Annotated in this window: 17 protein-coding genes and 2 pseudogenes; 6 read left to right on the forward strand and 13 right to left on the reverse strand. The window is 42.3% G+C overall.

Annotated features, from left to right (window positions below):
• The 6 genes and pseudogenes from ACHBHN_RS06800 to ACHBHN_RS06825 form a co-directional block, all read right to left on the reverse strand.
• Nucleotides 1–2,864: YSIRK-type signal peptide-containing protein (locus ACHBHN_RS06800; RefSeq protein ID WP_394733829.1), on the reverse strand; the 2,864-nt coding region annotated here is incomplete at its 3' end.
• 134 nt (nucleotides 2,865–2,998) lie between these two features.
• Nucleotides 2,999–3,352, reverse strand: a pseudogene (locus ACHBHN_RS06805) (ISAs1 family transposase); the annotation flags it as partial.
• 36 nt (nucleotides 3,353–3,388) lie between these two features.
• Nucleotides 3,389–4,253 (reverse strand): annotated as a pseudogene (locus ACHBHN_RS06810) (IS982 family transposase).
• Nucleotides 4,254–4,444: 191 nt separating this feature from the next.
• On the reverse strand, nucleotides 4,445–5,161 hold the full coding sequence (budA, locus tag ACHBHN_RS06815; RefSeq protein WP_394733830.1) for an acetolactate decarboxylase: 717 nt from the start codon (nucleotides 5,159–5,161) through the stop codon (nucleotides 4,445–4,447).
• 3 nt (nucleotides 5,162–5,164) lie between these two features.
• Nucleotides 5,165–6,394 carry a tetratricopeptide repeat protein gene (locus ACHBHN_RS06820; protein WP_394733831.1) on the reverse strand — a complete coding sequence of 410 codons (1,230 nt, stop codon included), beginning with the start codon at nucleotides 6,392–6,394 and terminating at the stop codon, nucleotides 5,165–5,167.
• Nucleotides 6,384–7,550 carry an AI-2E family transporter gene (locus tag ACHBHN_RS06825; protein WP_105106807.1) on the reverse strand — a complete coding sequence of 389 codons (1,167 nt, stop codon included), beginning with the start codon at nucleotides 7,548–7,550 and terminating at the stop codon, nucleotides 6,384–6,386. The genes ACHBHN_RS06820 and ACHBHN_RS06825 overlap by 11 nt, the downstream gene beginning before the upstream one ends.
• A 135-nt stretch (nucleotides 7,551–7,685) precedes the next feature.
• Here ACHBHN_RS06825 and ACHBHN_RS06830 point away from each other — a divergent pair, with 135 nt between their 5' ends.
• Both ACHBHN_RS06830 and ACHBHN_RS06835 read left to right on the forward strand, forming a co-directional pair.
• Nucleotides 7,686–8,696 (forward strand): lactonase family protein, encoded by a 1,011-nt coding sequence (locus ACHBHN_RS06830; protein ID WP_394733832.1) that lies wholly within the window; start codon nucleotides 7,686–7,688, stop codon nucleotides 8,694–8,696.
• A 55-nt stretch (nucleotides 8,697–8,751) separates the two neighbouring features.
• Nucleotides 8,752–8,937, forward strand: a complete 186-nt coding sequence (locus tag ACHBHN_RS06835) for a hypothetical protein (RefSeq protein WP_105122886.1) — start codon at nucleotides 8,752–8,754, stop codon at nucleotides 8,935–8,937.
• Between the two features lie 290 nt (nucleotides 8,938–9,227).
• Here ACHBHN_RS06835 and eno read toward each other — a convergent pair whose 3' ends face one another.
• A complete protein-coding gene (gene eno, locus ACHBHN_RS06840) occupies nucleotides 9,228–10,535 on the reverse strand; it encodes a surface-displayed alpha-enolase (RefSeq protein ID WP_099871461.1) in 1,308 nt (435 codons plus the stop codon).
• A 151-nt stretch (nucleotides 10,536–10,686) separates the two neighbouring features.
• On the opposite strand from eno, the gene ACHBHN_RS06845 reads away from it, so the two are divergent.
• Nucleotides 10,687–11,136 (forward strand): DUF1694 domain-containing protein, encoded by a 450-nt coding sequence (locus ACHBHN_RS06845; protein ID WP_105138268.1) that lies wholly within the window; start codon nucleotides 10,687–10,689, stop codon nucleotides 11,134–11,136.
• 50 nt (nucleotides 11,137–11,186) lie between these two features.
• On the opposite strand, the gene ACHBHN_RS06850 is transcribed toward ACHBHN_RS06845, so the two are convergent.
• The 5 genes from ACHBHN_RS06850 to ACHBHN_RS06870 all read right to left on the reverse strand — a co-directional run bounded on the left by ACHBHN_RS06850 (nucleotide 11,187) and on the right by ACHBHN_RS06870 (nucleotide 15,680).
• The gene (locus tag ACHBHN_RS06850; protein WP_394733833.1) at nucleotides 11,187–11,720 is read right to left on the reverse strand and encodes a DUF6630 family protein; all 534 of its coding nucleotides are present in this window, start codon (nucleotides 11,718–11,720) and stop codon (nucleotides 11,187–11,189) included.
• Between the two features lie 12 nt (nucleotides 11,721–11,732).
• Entirely contained in the window at nucleotides 11,733–12,179 is a 447-nt protein-coding gene (locus ACHBHN_RS06855) for a hypothetical protein (RefSeq protein ID WP_394733834.1), read from the reverse strand.
• 1 nt (nucleotide 12,180) lies between these two features.
• Nucleotides 12,181–13,983, reverse strand: coding sequence for an oligoendopeptidase F (gene pepF / locus ACHBHN_RS06860; RefSeq protein WP_394733835.1), 1,803 nt, complete (start codon nucleotides 13,981–13,983; stop codon nucleotides 12,181–12,183).
• 72 nt (nucleotides 13,984–14,055) lie between these two features.
• A complete protein-coding gene (locus ACHBHN_RS06865; RefSeq protein ID WP_105122881.1) occupies nucleotides 14,056–14,697 on the reverse strand; it encodes a hypothetical protein in 642 nt (213 codons plus the stop codon).
• Nucleotides 14,698–14,738: 41 nt separating this feature from the next.
• Nucleotides 14,739–15,680: a competence protein CoiA gene (locus ACHBHN_RS06870; protein ID WP_105122880.1), complete on the reverse strand. Its 942-nt coding sequence runs from the start codon at nucleotides 15,678–15,680 to the stop codon at nucleotides 14,739–14,741.
• Nucleotides 15,681–15,741: 61 nt separating this feature from the next.
• Between ACHBHN_RS06870 and ACHBHN_RS06875 the strand changes: the two genes are divergently transcribed.
• Entirely contained in the window at nucleotides 15,742–16,308 is a 567-nt protein-coding gene (locus ACHBHN_RS06875) for a GNAT family N-acetyltransferase (protein WP_099831660.1), read from the forward strand.
• Nucleotides 16,309–16,337: 29 nt separating this feature from the next.
• Here ACHBHN_RS06875 and metG read toward each other — a convergent pair whose 3' ends face one another.
• On the reverse strand, nucleotides 16,338–18,344 hold the full coding sequence (metG, locus tag ACHBHN_RS06880) for a methionine--tRNA ligase (protein WP_394733845.1): 2,007 nt from the start codon (nucleotides 18,342–18,344) through the stop codon (nucleotides 16,338–16,340).
• Nucleotides 18,345–18,489: 145 nt separating this feature from the next.
• On the opposite strand from metG, the gene ACHBHN_RS06885 reads away from it, so the two are divergent.
• Nucleotides 18,490–19,083, forward strand: a complete 594-nt coding sequence (locus ACHBHN_RS06885) for a DUF1361 domain-containing protein (protein WP_105123247.1) — start codon at nucleotides 18,490–18,492, stop codon at nucleotides 19,081–19,083.
• Nucleotides 19,084–19,232: 149 nt separating this feature from the next.
• Nucleotides 19,233–19,826, forward strand: a complete 594-nt coding sequence (locus ACHBHN_RS06890; protein WP_105123246.1) for a DUF1361 domain-containing protein — start codon at nucleotides 19,233–19,235, stop codon at nucleotides 19,824–19,826.
• The last annotated feature ends 41 nt before the right edge of the window (nucleotides 19,827–19,867 follow it).

The following is a 19,867-nucleotide window of genomic DNA, read 5'->3' on the forward strand; positions in this document are numbered from 1 at the left end:
GGATCATAGCCAAACTCATCTCCTGTCTGACCATTGAGTGCTTCTGTGAATTTAACGGAATTATCGCTAGTATCCACAAATTTCACACTACCTGTTTGAGCTGCTTTCGCATACACTACTGTCTCAACGAGATCATAGTTTCCTGTTGAGATGAGATCAGCTGTGTCGATATTCTCAACTACTGATACTGCAGTAACTGTACCGTAGTTTGAAGTGACAGACTTAACGGAATAGCCGGCAAGAGTTGGAAGAGCTTGACCTTCAAGAATTGTATCGCCATTCTTAGCTGTCCAAGAATTCCAAGTCACCGATCCCGTCACTTCATTTCGAGTTCCTGTTCGCTCATATGTGACTGTTGTTGTATAAGGAGCCGCAACCTGACTACTATCTTCTTCTTTAATATAGTTAGTAGTTCGAGTAAAGACTAACGGATTATCTGTAACTTGAGTAGTTTTTGGTGTCAACTCAAATACAAACTCTTGAACATTTCCATCAATGGTATCATAGGTACCAGTTGAGCTATAGCCATCCTTGTTTACTACGGTATAGCCAAGAGCTTCGAATTCCGCAATTTTGGTAGCCGGATCCCAACCGAAAGTTTCTGCAGTTTTACCATTTAAGTTTTCTGTATATTTAACACTTGAATCAGTAGTGTCAACAAATTTCACAGCTGCAACTTGAGGATTTGCAGTATAGTAGTACGAAACGTCTGACCCTGTAGAAGCAGTTTGAGTCAAACCAATAGAGAAAGACATCCGTACAGAACTTGTCTTAGTTGGAGCAGTTGTATCCGTATTTAGTACATACTGCGCTGTAAAGGGTACAGACACTCTGCCTGGATTAGTTGTTGTAACTTCAACTGGAGAGTCAGAAACGGTTGGCAAAGCTAAAACTTCTGCAGGAGTAAAATCAGAATAATCATTTGGGTACTGAGCCAACAAACTAGAAGGGTTTCTTAATGGATATACTCCCGTCTTATCTGTTGTAAAATAATCTCCAAGCTTTTTAGTTGCATTCACAGGTGAGTTTAATGTATGCCCTCCTGATAATGTAACACCGTCAGCCTGGGTGGCCGCAAATAGTTTATCTGTGATAATATTTAAAGTTCCCGCTTCCAATTGAGCGAAAAACTCCTCTGGAGAAGGAGTACTTGCCGCATCCCCAATAACTTGATAATACTCAGTGTATATTGTCGAAGTGTCTGTATAAACTAGCTTTCTGTATAACTGTGTTTCCTGTGTCCCAATAATTTTACGAGTCTCTTTGACATCAGAGTTATAGATATTAATTGGTGAATTTGACTTTTGATAGAGTACATCACCAGCTACATAGTTCCGTCCATGGTTAATATAGGAATCTGTATTCCCTGAGTCGCCAACTAATGTATATCCAGGAATATCAATTGGTGCGGTTGTATAAGTATCGTATCGCCAACCTTCTTGAACATAGATTGGTGCTAGTTCGGCACCTGTAGTTTTGTCTCTATATTTAGTCAACTGATATGTATACGGACTAAAAGTCGCACCAAAACCATTACTAGGGGAATTATCTGTATCTACTTCCCCCATTTTGAAAATAGGATCCAAACTTTTATTTGAGCTTGAACCAAAAGAATAGGTGGCCGTTGGCAGATTTGAACCACGAACCCGAACAGGTGTGTCGAGACTAATTGTCCCACCATCGAAAGCTACCGTTGTCCCCGCTGGTTGGGTCAAATCAACAACAATACTAGCTTGAATAGAGTTGGTATTGTTGGCATCTACTTTTGTTAAGTAAAGCTTAGTTGGAATATCATTCCCAGCAGCATCTGTAGCTGTGTCTTCCTTTCGAGTAGAATAGAGGACATAGCTGGTTAGAACATTATTCGTATATTCTTTAGCTATAGCTTGGACATGGTAACCATTAGGATCTTGAACTGGAGGAACCAATTCTGTTACAGTATAGCCATCACGCACTTCTGGAGTTGCAGAAGGATTGGTACGGAAACCTGAAGAACCTGAAGTCGTTGGTTCAGAAACCAGGGTTTCGTCTTCTTTTTTCTTAGTAACAACAAATGATAAAATATTAGTTTGCTTTTCAAAAATTTGTTGTACTAAAACTGGAGACTGGCCATCAGCAAGTTCATACCCTTCAGGAAGACTAGCAATGACTTTTACATATGTCGTTGCATTCAAACGATTGGTCTCAACAGCTTCAGTATGAGCTGTACGAGAAACACGTTGTCCAGTCTCCTCATCAATGTATCGAACCTGGTAGGTAATACCTGCTGTCCGAACATCACCAATTGCTTCCTCATCAGTAGCGATCTGATTGATTTGTTTCGCTACTTCCTCGCCATCTTCAACAGTTAAAGTGGTTTCAACTGGTGCTACAAGATCAGCAGCAGAAACAGTCGAAGACTCCTGAGAGCTATTATCTGTAATTTCAGATGATGCTGACTCAGAGCTAAGTTCTGAACTCTCATTTAAAGCTTCAGAAGATTCATTAACTATTGCCGACTCACTTTCAACATCCTGCGATGTAGTTGAATCCAGCGAACCTGAATTCACTGAAACCGATGAATCTAAACCTGTTTCTGCAGAAGTTACTGAAGAACTTGAAGTTTCATCATCTGTTTTGATTGACTCAGGCTGAGTAGAATCTGTAGTTGGCACTATCGTTTCAGAAATTTTCTCTGTTGAGCTAGTTACACCTTCAGTAGAAGTAATCTCTTGCGCTGAAACAAGTGGACTACCTGCTAGAAGTAGGAAGGCCGCTATGACCGTGGAACCAACACCAACGTTGAATTTCCTGATTGAAAAACGATATTGCTTCTCACCAAACATACGCTTCTTTTTTTGAAACATATCTTTTCTCTTTTTCATGATAGACTCCTTTCAGTTTATCATCATTATAATATCATATCTTGATACATTCTGCAAGCAATAAATATACAAAAAACGCCGTACACATGGAAAATTTCTTCTCTCCTTTTGCCCATGCACCTAGATGTTGTAAATCATGATAAATATTTACCACCTTTTCCTCGATTTCCAAATAATTGTGGCAAATGATTCTCCAAATGGACAGAAATATAGCGTTGTTTGCGTCGGTAACTCCGCTTCTGCTTAGGAAAGATTTTCATTTGCAAGAGATGGAGATAAGCCTTACGAATATCATTTAAATTGAAGGCCGCTCGCTTATCTAAGGTTTGATTCTTATCTACTCGGTAAACCACATCTAACAACTAATGTAGGCACTCAACCGACCAATGACCGCGAATAACCTGAGAAAAAGTCTGTACGTCACTCTTGAAACGGAGGATAAAGTATCGAACTTCTTCCGTAATGACGCCGTCTTTATCAATATAGTTAAATGAAATAAAAACAATACTTTTATACCCGTGGTGCTAGTTCATTTCAAAATAGCGTAAGTTATGAGCTAGAATAATTTGTTCCATTCGTAGCTGTAGTCCAGCTATCCCTCTAGCAAGTGTATGTTCGATGTCAAAGAAACGACACAGTTCAGAAAAACGTATTGCAATAGTTCGTCTCAGAGCCATCACCTTCCAATCATTATGTTCTTAGGCCCCTGTCATGTTTTTACGAAATGGCGTACATAGATGGTAACCTTGTTGATCTAAGTCCTTCTTGAGTGCACTGCTCAGGTAGCCTAAATAACCTAGGATAACCGATAGCTTACACCCCTCTAATAGCTAAAAACCCACCTCAATATCGTGGACAGAGGCGGGTGTAAGCACATAGTTAAAAATATAATCAGATAAGGTCACCAGCATATGAACCTTGAAGCCGTAGAACCTAAGATGTATAGAGGCATTGTGGCAAATATTGGCTAATACTTTAAAAATGGTAGGTCTGTGATTGCGAACGGGTTGGCAAAGTGGCAAGGGAAAACTATCTATAATGGCTAGTTTATCAGATGGAAGCATTTCACTCATAGCTTTTCGGATGAATTGGACGATCCAAATCATTTGTTTTGACCGATGATTGAAACGACTTCTTTCTAGTAACTGACCACAAGGAAAGAGGTGGCAGATGGTGTAGAAATGGCCTTGTGATGTTATGCCTAGTTCTGCTTGTAACAAAAGCAAGACAAGAAGAGATTCATCTGAAACTTTGGCTAAACTATCATTAGGCCGATGTTTGAAGGAATCTGGACAATAGTTTTGGTAGGAGTGATGGCAAATTTGTGATAATTGGCGTACATTCCATTGCAAATGATGAGATTTTAGCGGTATACTGTAAGTGGCTCATTTGGACTAACCTCCTGTATGTTTCATCACTTACAGTATGGTCCATTTGGGCTTTTTATTGTATTTTGAAATGAACTAGCACCACGGGTATTGTATACAAATAGGTTTCATTCCTAAAAGTATGAGTGTTAGTCTGAAACTAACAAAATTAACTTCCTTTCTAGCTTAATGTTACAACTAGAATTAGCATTATTACTCCGCCTTATCAATATCTTCTCTAACTTCCTTAGCATTGAACTTAGCAAACAGATACTGGCGGTCCTGAACTGGAAAGCGTTGATCCAGCTGATCGACTGGGCCAACCTCGATATTTCCTTGTGAAATGATATAGTCCATAACATGGCCCCCAAAGGTCAAATCGTCTGAGATAAAATGCAAATGATAACCTGCCACACTGACCCCGTGAAAAATCTCTGGTGTCCAAATACCAACAATAGTACCCGAAATGTTCTCAGCGGTATATTCGGGCTGACGGCTAGCCACCTCCGCAAATCGAACATCCGAAGCCGATTTTGGAATCATGCGCACGTGCATCCGTGAAAACGTCCCTTTGATTTTGATAGAACGAAAGAGATTTTCTCCATCATAATAGGATTCAATCCGCTGGTGCAATTCATCGCTGGTCATTTCAAAGCGTTGCTTGAAAATCACTTCTGCCTCATGGAAAATAACCGCCGCATAGGGAACCTTCATATCAGAAGGAACTTCAACCACTTCTGGTTTCTCCCCTGCCCCCTTGGCCTGATAAGCCTTTCCATCTAGGACAATCAGCTCACCATCAATAGAATCCAGAGTTCCCAAGCCTAAATCACCATGTTCCAGCAATTCGCCAACCGTCAAAGAACCGTCATATAAACCCGCCATCAAGGCACCGAGTGTATTGTATTGAAATAATCGATTTACTTGCATAACTTACTCTTCATTCAAAAATTCTTGCATGGCTAAATCGTCTGGCACCAATTGGATATAACGGCTAGCTTGCTCTCTTGCCTCCTCCAAACGACCAAGTTGACGTAATAACCCTACATAATCAACCAAAAATTCAGGATTCTCAGCCAATTCTCCAACCAATTCATCGTAAAGCGCAATAGCTTCATCATCTCTTTCTAGAGCTTGATAGGCTTTGGCCACATTCCAACGCGCCAAGACATTGTCCAGCTCCTCGTCAAAGAGGGCCACAACCTCATCAAACCGCTCCTGCTCCAAATAGAGATTGGACAAGCGGAGGGCTAATTCATTACTATCATCTGCCACCTCTTTTACCTTGAGAAGATAGTCTTCAGCAGCTTCCTCATCGTGCATTTCATAGGCATACTGAGAAGCTTGCAGCAAGAGATTGGCATCAAAATCATTTTTGGCCAAGCCCTTTTCTGTCATTGCCAAGGCTTCTTCAATCTTATGCTCGGCATGAAGGGATTGAGCGTAGGCATATTCATAACCCTCAAAATCAGGATTGATGGTATCCAGCTGCTTGAAGTAGAGATTGGCCTTTTGGTATTCTTCGCTTTCAAATAGCAGAGCAGCTAACTCAAAAACAGTCTGGTCATCGTATTCCAACTCGACAGCTTTTTCCAGAAATTCAATGGCCGCTTCAAATTTCCCCAAACTTGCATAGGCAAGACCGATTCGCTGGTAGGTAGAAACCCCAGTTAATTCGTAGATTTCACGATTATCCAGCGGGGCATAGTAAGAGATGGCTTCATTAAAAAATTCCAACTCCATATCCAACTCTGCTAAGCCAAATAAAATAATTGGTTCATCAGATATGTGACTAGCTTCTAACAATTTCTCACGCGCCACATCTGACAATCCTTCTGCCTGATATAGGTCCGCCTTGACCAACAAGACTTCTAGATAGGCAGGACTGTCTTCTGAAATTTCCTCCAAGTATCCGAAAGCTTCTTCAACCTGGCCATCCTCAAAAGCAATCTGAGCCAGTTGTAAGGCTAACTCAGGAAAGTCAGGCAAGAGCTTGATATAGATATCCCGTGCCTGATGAAAGAAACCAATACTCTCCAGATAGGCAGCCAAGGACAAAAGCGTTTCGCTATCATCCTGCACCAAGGCGCGCTTGAAATACTTATCTGCCTTGGCTAAATCCTGCTGGTCCAAACAAGACAACATTTTTTCACTATTGTTCATTCAAAACCTCGTTCTTTTCTTCTTCATATAAATGGCTATTTGCTTTGTACCACTCAAATACTGCCTTGACTAACACTTTAATGGATGCATAGATTGGAATCCCCAAAAGCACCCCAAGAACTCCATACATTTGACCAGCTGTTAAGAGTACAAACAAGATGGTAATCGGGTGAATATTCAAAGAAGAACCAATGATTAGGGGAGTTACAAATCGCCCTTCAATAGTTTGTTCCACCATAAAAACAATTAAAACCTTAATCAGCATAATAGGTCCCGCAATTAATCCTAATATAACTGCTGGAATCATGGCCAAGAATGAACCAAGATACGGAATTAGATTGAGGAAACCAGCCATCACCCCCAATGTTACTGGATAGCTAAGACCGATAATTGAAAACATGATTGAAAACATCAGGGCAACAATGATTGCAACTGTCACCTGTCCCCTCACATAGTTTGCTAGCTGGCTGTTAACATCCGTCAAAACCGTCCCAATCGGATTTCTCCATTTAGTTGGTAAATATTGGGTAATATGTTTATTCAAATGTTGCCCGTCACGTAAGAGATAAAAAAGGATAAAAGGCATAATCAGAACGGCAACAATAATTTGTGATGCAGTCGAAATCAAATTACTTGCCCAATTCACAGCACTTGAGGAAAACTTCTGAGCATAGGCAACGACCTGATCATTGACCTTATTTAACATCTCCAGAGCTGTTGGTCTAAATTGTTCAAAGCGCTGATCCTGCAAGAGCCCTGTTACCTGTCCTTCGATTTTCTGGATATTTGCTGGCAAGTTCCGTGCAAAAGATACCACCTGTTCTTGGATACTAGGAATGGCTACAGCCAGCCCCCAAACAATAAGCAGACTAATTAGGACAAATAAAATAGAAATGCCAATTGTACGAGAAATCTTATGTTTCTCCATCCAATCAACCATTGGATTTAATAGATAATAAAGAAGTCCTGTTAAAATCATCGGTAAGAGTAAAATCTCCAAAAAACTACCAATGGGTCTTAACAAAAAACTAATCTTACTAAATACAAAAATAGTCAAAAAAGTTAGCAAAGTAACCAACAAAAAGATTACTGCTTGGCTGTTTAAAAATAAACGAAAAAACCATGTTAAACTAAATTTTTGATGTTGATCATCCATTACACGCACTCCGCATTCTTTTTTTTCTATTGTATCATTTAATGAGATATTTGAAACAAATGAACTATGAGATTTCTCAGACTTTACAGGAAAAATATGGTATAATTTTAAAAATGATTTACATAGGAGATAGCCATGACTGTTTATTTCGGTACCTACACAAAACGTGATTCAAAAGGGATTTATAAAGCCCAATTCAATAGTGAAACTGGTCAACTCAGTAACTTAGAATTGGTTGCTGAAGAGCCAAACCCAACCTATCTTGCTTTTGATAAGGCTGGTCGACTATACTCAGTCGGGGCTGAAAATGAGCAAGGGGGAATCGTAGCTTTCGATACAGATTTCAGCTTGCTAAACCATATGGTTAGCGAGGGTGCTCCCCATTGCTATGTTGCTGTTGATGAAGAAAGAAATCTAGTTTATGGTTCAAACTTTCATAAAGGTCAATTGCTTGTTTACAAACGTTTAGAGGATGGCTCCTTAGAACTGGCTGATGTAGCTCAACATGAAGGATCTGGACCACATGAAAACCAAGCGTCTGCCCATGTCCACTTTTCCGATTTAACACCTGATAAGTTCTTGGTGACCTGTGATTTAGGTGCTGACCAAGTTGTGACCTACAAGGTTTCAGACCAAGGAAAAGTAGAAAAATTGGCAACCTATCAGGCCGCTGCTGGAAGTGGCCCACGTCATATCGTTTTCCATCCAGTTGCGAAAATTGCCTATCTCATCTGCGAACTTAATTCAACTATTGAAGTTCTTATTTACGATGGCTGGGGAGAGTTCGAGCACCTACAAACTATCTCTACACTTCCACAAGACCATACAGGTTTCAACGGCACAGCTGCTATTCGTATCACCAAAGATGGAAAATTTGTCTACGGTTCTAACCGTGGTAACGACTCAATCGCCGTCTACAAAACACTTGGCGATGCCAGTCTTGAATTGGTCCAAATCGTGTCAACCCAGGGCAAGACACCCCGTGACTTTACCCTAAGCCCAGACGAGAAACACCTAATCGCTGTCCACCAAGATTCTGATAATGCGACTGTTTTTTCAAGAGATACAGAAACAGGTCAACTAACGGAACTTTCTCATGATTTTTACCTACCAGAAGCTGTATGTGTCACATTTTTTGAAGACTAATTATTTGTGAAATCGCTCTACTTTTGGTTTAATATTTGTATAGGAGGTGAATTACATGAATCCAGTAGATCTTTTCAACCAAGTTAAAGACTTAATCGCAAACAAAGACTTTGACGGAGCTAAACAATTTATCGAAGAAAACAAAGACAACTTCGGCGAATACTTGGAGCAAGCAAAAGGCTTGTTGTCAGGTTCTGAAGGCGTAAGCGGTCTTTTGGACAAGGTTAAAGGCTTGTTCTAATACATGTAAAAACTAGGATGAGAATGTTCAGTCTAGTTTTTTGTTATTATTTCAAGAATAATAAGTAGAAAAACCTTCGCTTTTCTAGCTCAGGTATAAAACAGTCTCCCAGACATTGAAAAACAAGTCCGAAGTTTTTCGGACTTGTTCTTACTATATCCCTCGTTATTCTAACTCGGGGATAAATTAGTACACCGTACTACGAAAAACAAGTCTGGAAATTTCCAGACTTGTTCTTATTATGACCCTCGCTATGCTAGCTCGGGGATAAAACAGTCTCCCAGACTGTTTTATTTTTTCAAGTTGTAGAATGAGTTCAAGCCTTTGTAGACTGCAACTTCACCAAGTTGATCTTCGATACGGAGCAATTGGTTGTATTTAGCGATACGGTCTGTACGTGACAATGAACCTGTCTTGATTTGGCCAGCGTTAGTTGCAACTGCGATGTCAGCGATTGTTGAATCTTCAGTTTCACCTGAACGGTGTGATACAACGGCAGTGTAGCCAGCTTCTTTAGCCATTTCGATAGCTTCGAATGTTTCAGTAAGAGTACCGATTTGGTTAACTTTGATAAGGATTGAGTTAGCAGCACCTTCTTTGATACCACGTGCAAGGTAGTCAGTGTTTGTTACGAAGAAGTCGTCACCAACCAATTGAACGCGTTTGCCAAGACGCTCAGTAAGAGCTTTCCAGCCATCCCAGTCGTTTTCATCCATACCATCTTCGATAGTGATGATTGGGTATTTGTTAACCAATTCTTCAAGGTAGTCGATTTGCTCTGCAGATGTACGAACAGCAGCGCCTTCACCTTCGAATTTAGTGTAGTCGTAAACTTTACGCTCTTTGTCGTAGAATTCAGATGACGCACAGTCGAAACCGATCATGATGCCGTTTTCACCAGCTTCGTAACCAGCAGCTTCGATCGCTTCGATGATTGTTTCAACACCGTCTTCAGTTCCTTCAAACTTAGGAGCGAAACCACCTTCGTCACCAACAGCTGTTACCAAACCACGAGCTTTCAAGATTTTCTTCAAAGCGTGGAATACTTCAGCACCCCAACGAAGACCTTCTTTGAATGAAGGAGCGCCAACTGGCAAGATCATGAATTCTTGGAAAGCGATTGGAGCGTCTGAGTGAGAACCACCGTTGATGATGTTCATCATTGGAGTTGGCAATACTTTAGTGTTGAATCCGCCAAGGTAAGTGTAAAGTGGCACTTCAAGGTAGTCAGCAGCTGCACGCGCAACAGCGATAGAAACACCGAGGATTGCGTTTGCACCCAATTTACCTTTGTTAGGAGTACCGTCAAGAGCGATCATAGCGCGGTCGATAGCTTGTTGATCACGAACGTCGTAACCGATGATAGCGTCAGCAATCACGTTATTTACGTTGTCAACAGCTTTTTGAGTACCAAGACCAAGGTAACGAGACTTGTCACCATCGCGAAGCTCAACTGCTTCGTGCTCACCTGTAGAAGCTCCTGAAGGAACCATACCACGTCCGAAAGCACCTGATTCAGTATAAACTTCAACTTCAAGTGTAGGGTTACCGCGTGAGTCAAGGACTTCGCGAGCGTAAACATCAGTAATAATTGACATTATATTACTCTCCTTATGAGTTTAAAATTGTTACAAAGCTATCATACCTTAAAAGCAGGGATTTTTCAAGAAAAAATAGGTTATTTTGCTGAAAGAAATGATGTAAGCGTCTTCCTTGGCGAACTTTTTCAACTATGTTATACTAATCAACATGACTGATTTACATTCTACCATTTTACAAAAAGCATCTGGCGAGACCAGACTGGACCCTGACCAACAGCGTAAATACATGGGAACCTTCCGCGAACGGGTGGTCCTCATTCTCAATTTTGAAGAGGCCAATCATCCTGATCTGGCAAAGAACTTTGCTTCTATCTGCCAAAAACTCCTGTCAGAAACCAGTCCTCTCTTTCTCAAGTTATCCCCTTCCCTGTCCGATAGCCTGCAAATCGCATTGATGAAAATTGCTCAGCAGGGTAGCATCACAGCCAGTATTATTGATGAGAAAGTTGGTGCTTCTCCTTATGCTCTCCTATTCCACACGGACCATGCTGTCGATAAGGAGGATATTGCATTCGCAGCAAACTTTCCAGAATGGATGACAAAAACAGAAAAAAAGGAAGATACAAAACCCTCCTTCTGGAAAAAATTATTTGGGTAAGCAAGGCTTGCCCTTTTTATTCCCCAAAATAACACATTCATACTCAATGATTAGGCAATTACAATATCAAGTCCTTGTGCCAGCTGCTGCAACCGGGCTACTTTTTCAATCTGATTAAAGAAAACATAAAACTTGTCTTCTGTAATTGACAGCAAGCCCGCAGCCAAGCCTTCAGCTTCAAACTTGGCATTAATCGTTACGAGCCACTGGGCAAGATTGGCGCCTGGATTGAGTCCATCCGGATCCAATTTTAGTAAAACACCTGCAGCACGTACCTGTTTGAGCTGATCGAAACCATTGATAAAATCCGTCAAGTCAACTTCTATATCACAAGGGAAAATATAGTCCTGCTTGGTTAACAGCGTGACTAAAATCAACCATAAATTGTCTTTTTCTGACTCCGTCACCTGGTCCAAAAATTGGTCAAACTCCTCAGCTGACAAATAGGATTCGAACATATTCAAAATATGATTGGGATTCGTTGCAAAAACTACCTCTTTCAACTGTGCGAACAGGTCTCTGTCGCTATTTGACAGGATTTCAGCTATTTCAAAAATATCCTGCAATTGATTTTCTGTTAGCATGCTTCCTCCTTCTTAATTCGTAGGAAAATCCCACTGGACATGGGGAGCGACTTCTTGCACAAAATGGTAAATGTCGTTAAAGTCCGCTCCAGCCAGGGCATTCAAATTCACTTCAACTAACAAATTTCCTGTATTTCCAACAATCCTCAGCTTACGCGACAAAAAATCCCGATAAATTGGCCGCACTATATAGCGCATCTCTCCAATTTCTTCCATTGAAAAATGCTGGCGTGGTGAGCCGATTTTTTCCTGAAAGTCCAAGCCTTCAGCTGTTAAGAGAAAGACTTCACCCTGCTGGCGCAAGACATACGCATAGATAGCCGATAGGATAGCGACCAGGAGAAAGACAAATCCTAGTCCAACTGCAGGTTCTGGTTTGGTCATCACACCGATGCTAATCAGCGCCGCAAGGTTAAAACTGACAAGCGGATAGACTAAAGATCGTTTGTAGGAAATCATCTTATAGGTGCACACCTTTCTCAACGAGAGCTTCCAACTCTGTCAAGCGGGCTTCAAAGACCTTGAAGGCATCGTTGAGATAGTCTTCCTTGGTCATATCCACGCCAGCTTTTGCAATGACATTGAGTGGATAATCAGAGCTACCAGCCTTGAGGTAGTTGAGGTAGTTTTCCTTGTCCTCTGGGCTACCATTGACAATCTTATCTGCCAAAGCAGACGCTGCCGCAAAGCCAGTTGAATATTGGTAAACATAGAAATTGTAATAGAAATGTGGAATACGAGCCCACTCATACTGAATCAATGGATTTTCTTCCGCAGACAAGCCATAATATTTCTCATTGAGTTCACCGTAAAGCTGGTTGAGGAAATCAGCAGTCAAGACTTGGCCTTCCTGGTCAGCCTTGTAAATAGCCTGCTCAAACTCAGCAAACTGGGTTTGACGGAAGACCGTTCCACGGAAGCCGTCGAGGTAGTGATTGAGAATAGCAAAGCGGGTCTTTTCGTCTTCTACTTCTGCCAAGAGCTTCTCTGTTAAGAGATTTTCGTTGGTTGTAGAGGCAATCTCAGCCAAGAAAATCGAATAGTGGCCGTATACATAAGGCTGGTTCTTGCGGGTTAACATAGAGTGCATAGAGTGACCAGTCTCGTGAATCAGGGTATACATATTGTCCAAATTGTCCTGCCAGTTGAGGAGCATGAAGGCGTTGGTGTCATAGGCACCACCTGAATAGGCTCCTGAACGTTTGCCTTCGTTGACATGGACATCAATCCAGCGGTTTTCAAAGGCTTCTTTGACGATAGCTGCGTACTCATCACCAAAGATGTTCAAGGTATCCGCACAGGTAGAAAGAGCTTCTTCGTAGCTTACTTTGGTCTCTGTGCTCGAAAGCGGTGTGTACATATCGTACATCTTGAGATCATCGATTCCCAAGAGTTTCTTACGCAAATTGATGTAGCGGTGCAAGAGCGGGAGGTGCTTGTTGACTGCTGACACTAATGTATCGTAAACGGACTCTGGGATAAAGTTGGCAGAAAGGGCTGCGTGGCGAGCAGAGTCGTACTTCCGCAAACGAGCTTTCAGGTTATTGACCTTAACGTTAGACTGAAGGGTCTTGGCGTAGGTATGCTGGAACTGCTCGTAGGTTTCGTAGAGTGCCTCATAGGCCTCTTGACGCACTTCACGGTTTTTGGACTCCATAAAGGAGATGTAATTGCCGTGAGAAAGGGGCACCAAGTGACCGTCTTCATCTGCGATTTCTGGGAAACGCAGGCTGGCATTATCCAAGACAGAGAAGGTTTCAGACGGTGCATCGAAAATCTCGCTTGTCGCTGCAAGGACTTCTTCTACTTCCTGTGACAAGATGTGGTCCTTGGCTGCCAAGAGTTTTTCAAATTGGTGACTGTACTGAGTAAGAGCTGGCTCTTCTGCCTTGAAAGCCTCCAGTTGCTCCTCAGTAATGGCCATAAATTCAGGCTCATAGAAGGCAAAAGCTTGTGAAAAAGCAGAATAAAGCCCCATAGCTTTAGCTTGAAATTCCTGGTATTTTCCTTCGCGAGTATCTTGGTCGTTTTTCATAGACGCATAGACATAGAGCTTTTCAAGTCGGCGCATAAGTCCAAGCTGGGTTTCGCTAATCTCCAAGAGGCTCTTAGCTGAGTCCAGCAAGTGACCAGCAAAGACCTTGGCTTTTTCTGTTTCTGCTTGGAGAACAGCCAACTCGGCTTCCCAAGCCTCATCTGTTGGGAAAATAGTCGCTAAATCCCACTGGTATTTTTCTTCAATTTCATGACGTTGTTTTGACATATCTAATCCTCCGTTCCTACTATTTTACCACAAAAAAGCCCCGCTTTCCATTGGAAAGTGAGGGCTTACAACCTACTCATCAGTAGTCAAGTAGGTCTTGGCATCTGCTACCACTTCTTTGACAAAGCTGTCATAAAAGGCAAGATTGGGGATACCATATTTATTTAACAAATCGTCAACGTAACTGCTTCCTTCAGCATCTTTAATATTACCTTTTTTCTCCTTGCCATCATACTGGTGGGTGAAATTTCCTTGTAAATCAATGAGGAGGGCGCCATCATTTGCAAAAGAAATAGAATAGCCACTGTCTACAAAATACTGTCCGACCTGTCCCTTAGCTGTACTTGCTTTCTCTTCGCCTTCGTATTCATCTGTCGCTACAGTATAATCACCACTTTCAACGAAATAGGTTACCTTACAACCACTTGGATAGGAAAGCATATAATATTCCCCAACGGTTGTATCGGAGACATGAACATACTCAGTTCCATCATCAAAGGTAATGCTGGTACCTCCGCTTTCCGCTATTTCCTTAGAGACTACTTTCTGACTATGTAGGGAGGTAAACTTCTGTACTTCATCCTCATTGATTGTTTGCACTTGCTGACTCGAGGCAGTGCTTGTTTGCCCTTCCTCATACCTGACAGCACAAGCTGATAAGCAAGCTATTAGCAGTAAAGAGGCAGTTACTAAGGTAAAACGACTGAATTTCATTCCACGAACCTCCTTGTAAACCTTTTTTATTATATCATTATTTACATAAATTGTCTATACATTATAGGTGGATACAAGATTTGTCTACTCTTATCTTTTGCTTTGTCGTAAAACCGATCAAATGCTTGGTAAATCGGTGTCAGGTCTTGCTTGATTTGGGCAAAGCCAATAGCAGAGCGGGGCAGACGGATTTGGGGATAGAAGTCTTCCAAGGACTGACTGAGCAAGTTTTTTCCTTGCTGATAGGCCTCCGCCTGTAAGTTCATCCACTTGGGAGTACGGTAATAGAGTTGTTTAGCAACATAGTCTAGCAAGCCCTGATCACACGAACAAGTGAAATATGACAAGGATTGCTTAGCAAATGGTGACCGAAGAACAGACAGCAAATCTCCCTGACCAAAAGGAAAGACCTTGGTCAGACAATGAACCTTGCCCCGCAAGTCTTCATGAATGAGGTAACGAAGTCTTAACTCATTCTTCTCATCATCTAACTCCCACAGATGAAAACCCATGTTCATACTAAAGGAGAGAAATTGCTTGTGCAAATTGGTCAGTCGTCCCTTGAGCCACAAATCCTTGCCAAGCAACCAAACAACCTGATAACCTGCAACATGATAGGCTATTGTTCTCGCCTGCAAACGAGTAATGGGGAGGCTAGAACATTGAACTTCCAAGGCCAGACTATTATTGAACAATAAATCAGCGACCTGGCCAATCTTTGGCAGGCATTTTTCAAGTTCAACCAGTTCGTTTTTAGCCAACCAGTTATAGAGACTGGACTTAAGTGACAGGTGCTGGGCGGACTCATTCTCGGAGAAGTAACTACAATCCCGCAGGGAAACATGGGCAAAGTGCGAACGCAGAACCTTTCCGGACTTGTATCGGACCGGTCCTCCACAACCTGGACAGGAAAAACTGCCTTGCGGCGCAGGATTTTCCAAGACATTAAAAACTTGTCCATCTTCATCAAGTGCAACTAACATAAAACCTCCTCTCTTTATTTAGTTCGCAAGTTGTGGTAAAATGATGAAAAGGAGATGGAAAATGACCAAAAAAATTGCCAAATGGGAAAAGGACGGCTTTGTCCTACAGTCCTTTCAAGCGGGCTTTGCGGAGAAATACTATGAGGACTGTTTTACCAAGCCTTCCGTTGAAATTGATCGTCTGACAGGGAGTTCGGGAACTTATAAGAAAGAGGATGTTGTCAGCTACTACAACCGGATTGTCACTGACCCTGACCGGTTTGATTTTATAATGATTGCACCTGACGGGACCTTTATCGGTGAGTCGGTTATCAATGAACTGGATTGGGAGAACAGCTATGCTAACTTCCGTATCGTTATCTTTGACGAGGACTATCTGGGACAAGGTCTGGGCACTTGGGCAGTCGAGAAAACCAGAGACTTTGCTTTTGAGCAGGTTGGCTTACATCGCTTGGAACTGGAAGTTTTTTCCTTCAATCCGCGTGCGAAACGTGCCTATGAAAAAGCTGGCTTTCGTTTGGAAGGCATCAAGCGTGACAGCCAGAAGACAGCAGACAGTTATGCCGATACACTCATCATGGCAATCCTAGAAGAGGAATGGAAAGCACTCAAAAAACCAGCTGACTAGGGCTGGTTTTTGTGTCTTTTTAAGTAATTTTACCCAATCTGACTGCCGTTTGGCACAGATGGATCAACTGTTAAGAGTGTTAAATTGTCACCATGTTCGGCTGAGAGGATCATGCCCTGACTGAGCAAGCCCATCATCTTACGTGGCTTAAGGTTGGCAACGATTTGAACTTTCTTGCCGACCAACTCTTGCTCATTTGGATAGTACTTGGCGATACCAGACAAGATTTGGCGGTCTTGTCCATCACCAGCGTCCAGACGGAACTTGAGCAACTTGTCAGAACCCTCTACTTTGGCTACTTCTTTGACTTCGGCCACGCGGATTTCCACCTTGTCAAAGTCCTCGAACTTGATTGCAACTTTCTCGTTTTTGAGCTCCACGTCAGCTGGGTTCCACTCTTTTTCTTCCTCTTGGGAAATAGCAGAGCTGCCACCCATTTGAGCTTGGATATAGGCGATTTCCTCTTCCATATCCAGACGTGGGAAGATAGGCGTTCCTTTTGCGACCACTGTCAAACCAGCTGGAAGACCTGCAAAGTCAAGGTTTTCAAGATCAAATTCTGTTCCCAAACCAAGTTGTTCCATAATGGCATTAGACGTCGTCATCATAAATGGTTGAATGAGGTGCGCCACCACACGAAGACCTGCTGTCAAGTGAGCCATAACCGCTGCCAACTTGTCACGGTCAGCTTCTTCTTTTGCCAAGACCCACGGTGCTGTTTCATCGATGTACTTGTTGGTACGGGAGATGATATTCCAAACAGCTTCCAAGGCACGTGGATAGTCAACAGCTTCCATATATTTGTGGTAGCTTGCTAAGTTGTCAGCAACTACTGCCGCCAAGTCCGCATCAAAATCTGTCACGTTGGCAACAAAAGTCGGTACCTGACCACCGAAGTACTTGTTAATCATAGCAACGGTACGGTTGAGCAAGTTTCCAAGGTCGTTAGCTAGTTCGTAGTTGATACGACCAACATAATCTTCTGGTGTAAAGGTGCCGTCAGAGCCAACTGGTAGACTACGCATGAGGTAGTAACGGAGCGGATCCAAACCGAAACGCTCGACCAGCATTTCTGGATAAACCACATTGCCCTTAGACTTAGACATCTTGCCATCTTTCATGACAAACCAGCCATGAGCAACCAAGCGGTCTGGCAACTTCATATCCAACATCATGAGCATAATTGGCCAGTAAATGGAGTGGAAACGAAGAATGTCCTTGCCAACCATATGGTAAACTGTTCCATTCCAGAACTTGTCGTAGTTGGCTGTTTCTTCCTGACCATAGCCCAAGGCAGTTGCGTAGTTGAGTAGGGCATCAATCCAGACATAGACAACGTGCTTTGGATTTGACGGTACGGGCACGCCCCAGGTAAATGAAGTACGGGATACGGCCAAATCTTCCAAGCCTGGCTCGATGAAGTTTTTCATAATTTCATTGAGGCGGCCGTCTGGCTGGATAAAGTCTGGATGAGCATTGAAAAACTCAACCAATTTATCCTGATACTTGCTGAGGCGGAGGAAATAGGACTCTTCTGACACCCAGGCAACCTCGTGGCCGCTCGGAGCGATACCACCTGTTACCTTGCCGTTTTCATCTCGGAAGACCTCTTCTAATTGGCTCTCGGTGAAGAATTCCTCGTCTGATACGGAGTACCAACCAGAATACTCTCCCAAGTAAATGTCGTCCTGCGCCAGCAATTTTTCAAAAACAGCCGCCACCACTTCCTCGTGGTAATCATCGGTCGTGCGGATAAATTTGTCGTAAGAGATGTCCAACAAGTTCCAAAGCTCTTTGACACCAACCGCCATACCGTCAACGTAGGCTTGAGGTGTCAAACCAGCTTCTTTAGCCTTCTCCTCAATCTTCTGACCGTGCTCATCAAGCCCTGTCAGATAGAAAACCTCATGGCCCATGAGACGCTTGTAGCGAGCCAGTACGTCACAGGCAATGGTCGTATAGGCCGAACCAATGTGGAGCTTACCCGATGGGTAATAAATAGGCGTTGTAATATAAAATGGTGTTTTTGACATGATATAATCCTTTCAGAAGGCTAATGAAACCTTTTTCTAAACGCTTTATTTTATCACATTTTTATGCAAAAACAAAGCGACTTCCTATTCCAAACCCTCCACTATGTGATATACTAGTAAACAGTTATGAAAAAGTTTGAGGTTTCCTATGTTTTCTCCTAAGAATTTATTGATTCATCTATTTTATGTACTGATTGTGGTCGGTCTCTTTTTATATGGAGCCCAGGATTCACCCCTGATTGGCAATATGACCATGGCCCTCATCGCCTTGGATTTGGCCATTTTAGTCAAGGAAAACAGCCATGTGGCAAGCAAGCTCCTCCTGACACCATTTTGGCTCTTCTTCTATCCCAACACCTTCTTTATGGTGACCCAGCTAACCAATCTCCAGCTGGCCAGCAATACCCTTTGGGAACAAACCAGTCTGATTCTCTTCATGTTGACCATTCCTGCTATTTTATTCGGTATTATGGCTGGGGTAGAGAGCTTGGAGCTGATTTTCAAGGGCTACAATATCAGACATTACAGCTTGCGACTCCTAGTAATTGGCACCTTGGCTCTGACATCTAGCTACGCTATTTATGTCGCCCATTTTGCCAATCTTCATTCTTGGGATATTTTCGTTCAGCCCTTCATCGTCTTAAATTCTATGTTGGCAGCTATTTCTTGGGAAACCTTCCCCTTCATCATCGGCTTCACCTTCATACAAATCATGGTCTTGGTCTTTGCCGTTGATGAATAAAGGAGTTGAAAGAAACAGTTCAGCTGTTTCTTTTTTGTTTTCTAGTACTTAATCCATTCTTAAACATGTTCAACAATACAATGCCTACTCCCCCTTTTCTTCCTGAATGTGATATACTAGCTTTTATATTTTAATGAAAGAGGTTTGTCATGTTTACAAAGAAAAATGTTTTTATTCATATTTTTTTCCTCATCATCGCTGCTGGTCTAAAGCGTTACGGTGTCACAGCACCTGACTTGACTTGGAATATGTTTTTGGCTTTGGTAGCACTTGATTTTGCCATCCTCACCAACCACACAAAATCTAATATCCTCAAAATCATTGCTGGACTCCTCTGGCTCTTTTTCTACCCCAACACCTTTTACATGGTGACGGACATTGTCCACATGCACTTTGCCAACACAGTCCTTTGGCAGCGAGAAAGCATGATTCTCTTCATGCTCTATGTCCCAAGTATTTTCTATGGGGTCATGACTGGCGTGGAAAGCCTGCGGCTGATTTTCTCTGCCTTTTCTATCAAGTCCTACTGTTTTAGACTGTTTCTGATTGGTGGTCTTTCCCTTCTATCCAGCTTTGCCATTCACATCGGACGCTATGCACGGCTCAATTCATGGGACATCTTTACCAGGCCAAACCTAGTTGTCAGTGAATTGATTGAAGTCGTTTCCTGGGCTGCCTTGCCCTTCATCCTGGGCTTTACCTTTATTCAAATCATGGTCTTAGTCTTCTCCATTGACGAATAACAAAACCGGCAACAGCCTTGTACTGTTACCGGTTTTTCTTA

The sequence above is a fragment of the Streptococcus sp. A22 genome (assembly GCF_043674215.1).
In the GTDB taxonomy this organism is placed as follows: domain Bacteria; phylum Bacillota; class Bacilli; order Lactobacillales; family Streptococcaceae; genus Streptococcus; species Streptococcus suis_V.

Bases quoted from the DNA above. Each gene is read 5' to 3' on its own strand.
- budA (WP_394733830.1), bottom strand. From the start codon at position 5,161: ATGCAAGTAAATCGATTATTTCAATACAATACACTCGGTGCCTTGATG.
- ACHBHN_RS06820 (WP_394733831.1), bottom strand. From the start codon at position 6,394: ATGAACAATAGTGAAAAAATGTTGTCTTGTTTGGACCAGCAGGATTTA.
- ACHBHN_RS06825 (WP_105106807.1), bottom strand. From the start codon at position 7,550: ATGGATGATCAACATCAAAAATTTAGTTTAACATGGTTTTTTCGTTTA.
- ACHBHN_RS06830 (WP_394733832.1), top strand. From the start codon at position 7,686: ATGACTGTTTATTTCGGTACCTACACAAAACGTGATTCAAAAGGGATT.
- ACHBHN_RS06835 (WP_105122886.1), top strand. From the start codon at position 8,752: ATGAATCCAGTAGATCTTTTCAACCAAGTTAAAGACTTAATCGCAAAC.
- eno (WP_099871461.1), bottom strand. From the start codon at position 10,535: ATGTCAATTATTACTGATGTTTACGCTCGCGAAGTCCTTGACTCACGC.
- ACHBHN_RS06845 (WP_105138268.1), top strand. From the start codon at position 10,687: ATGACTGATTTACATTCTACCATTTTACAAAAAGCATCTGGCGAGACC.
- ACHBHN_RS06850 (WP_394733833.1), bottom strand. From the start codon at position 11,720: ATGCTAACAGAAAATCAATTGCAGGATATTTTTGAAATAGCTGAAATC.
- ACHBHN_RS06855 (WP_394733834.1), bottom strand. From the start codon at position 12,179: ATGATTTCCTACAAACGATCTTTAGTCTATCCGCTTGTCAGTTTTAAC.
- pepF (WP_394733835.1), bottom strand. From the start codon at position 13,983: ATGTCAAAACAACGTCATGAAATTGAAGAAAAATACCAGTGGGATTTA.
- ACHBHN_RS06865 (WP_105122881.1), bottom strand. From the start codon at position 14,697: ATGAAATTCAGTCGTTTTACCTTAGTAACTGCCTCTTTACTGCTAATA.
- ACHBHN_RS06870 (WP_105122880.1), bottom strand. From the start codon at position 15,680: ATGTTAGTTGCACTTGATGAAGATGGACAAGTTTTTAATGTCTTGGAA.
- ACHBHN_RS06875 (WP_099831660.1), top strand. From the start codon at position 15,742: ATGACCAAAAAAATTGCCAAATGGGAAAAGGACGGCTTTGTCCTACAG.
- ACHBHN_RS06885 (WP_105123247.1), top strand. From the start codon at position 18,490: ATGTTTTCTCCTAAGAATTTATTGATTCATCTATTTTATGTACTGATT.
- ACHBHN_RS06890 (WP_105123246.1), top strand. From the start codon at position 19,233: ATGTTTACAAAGAAAAATGTTTTTATTCATATTTTTTTCCTCATCATC.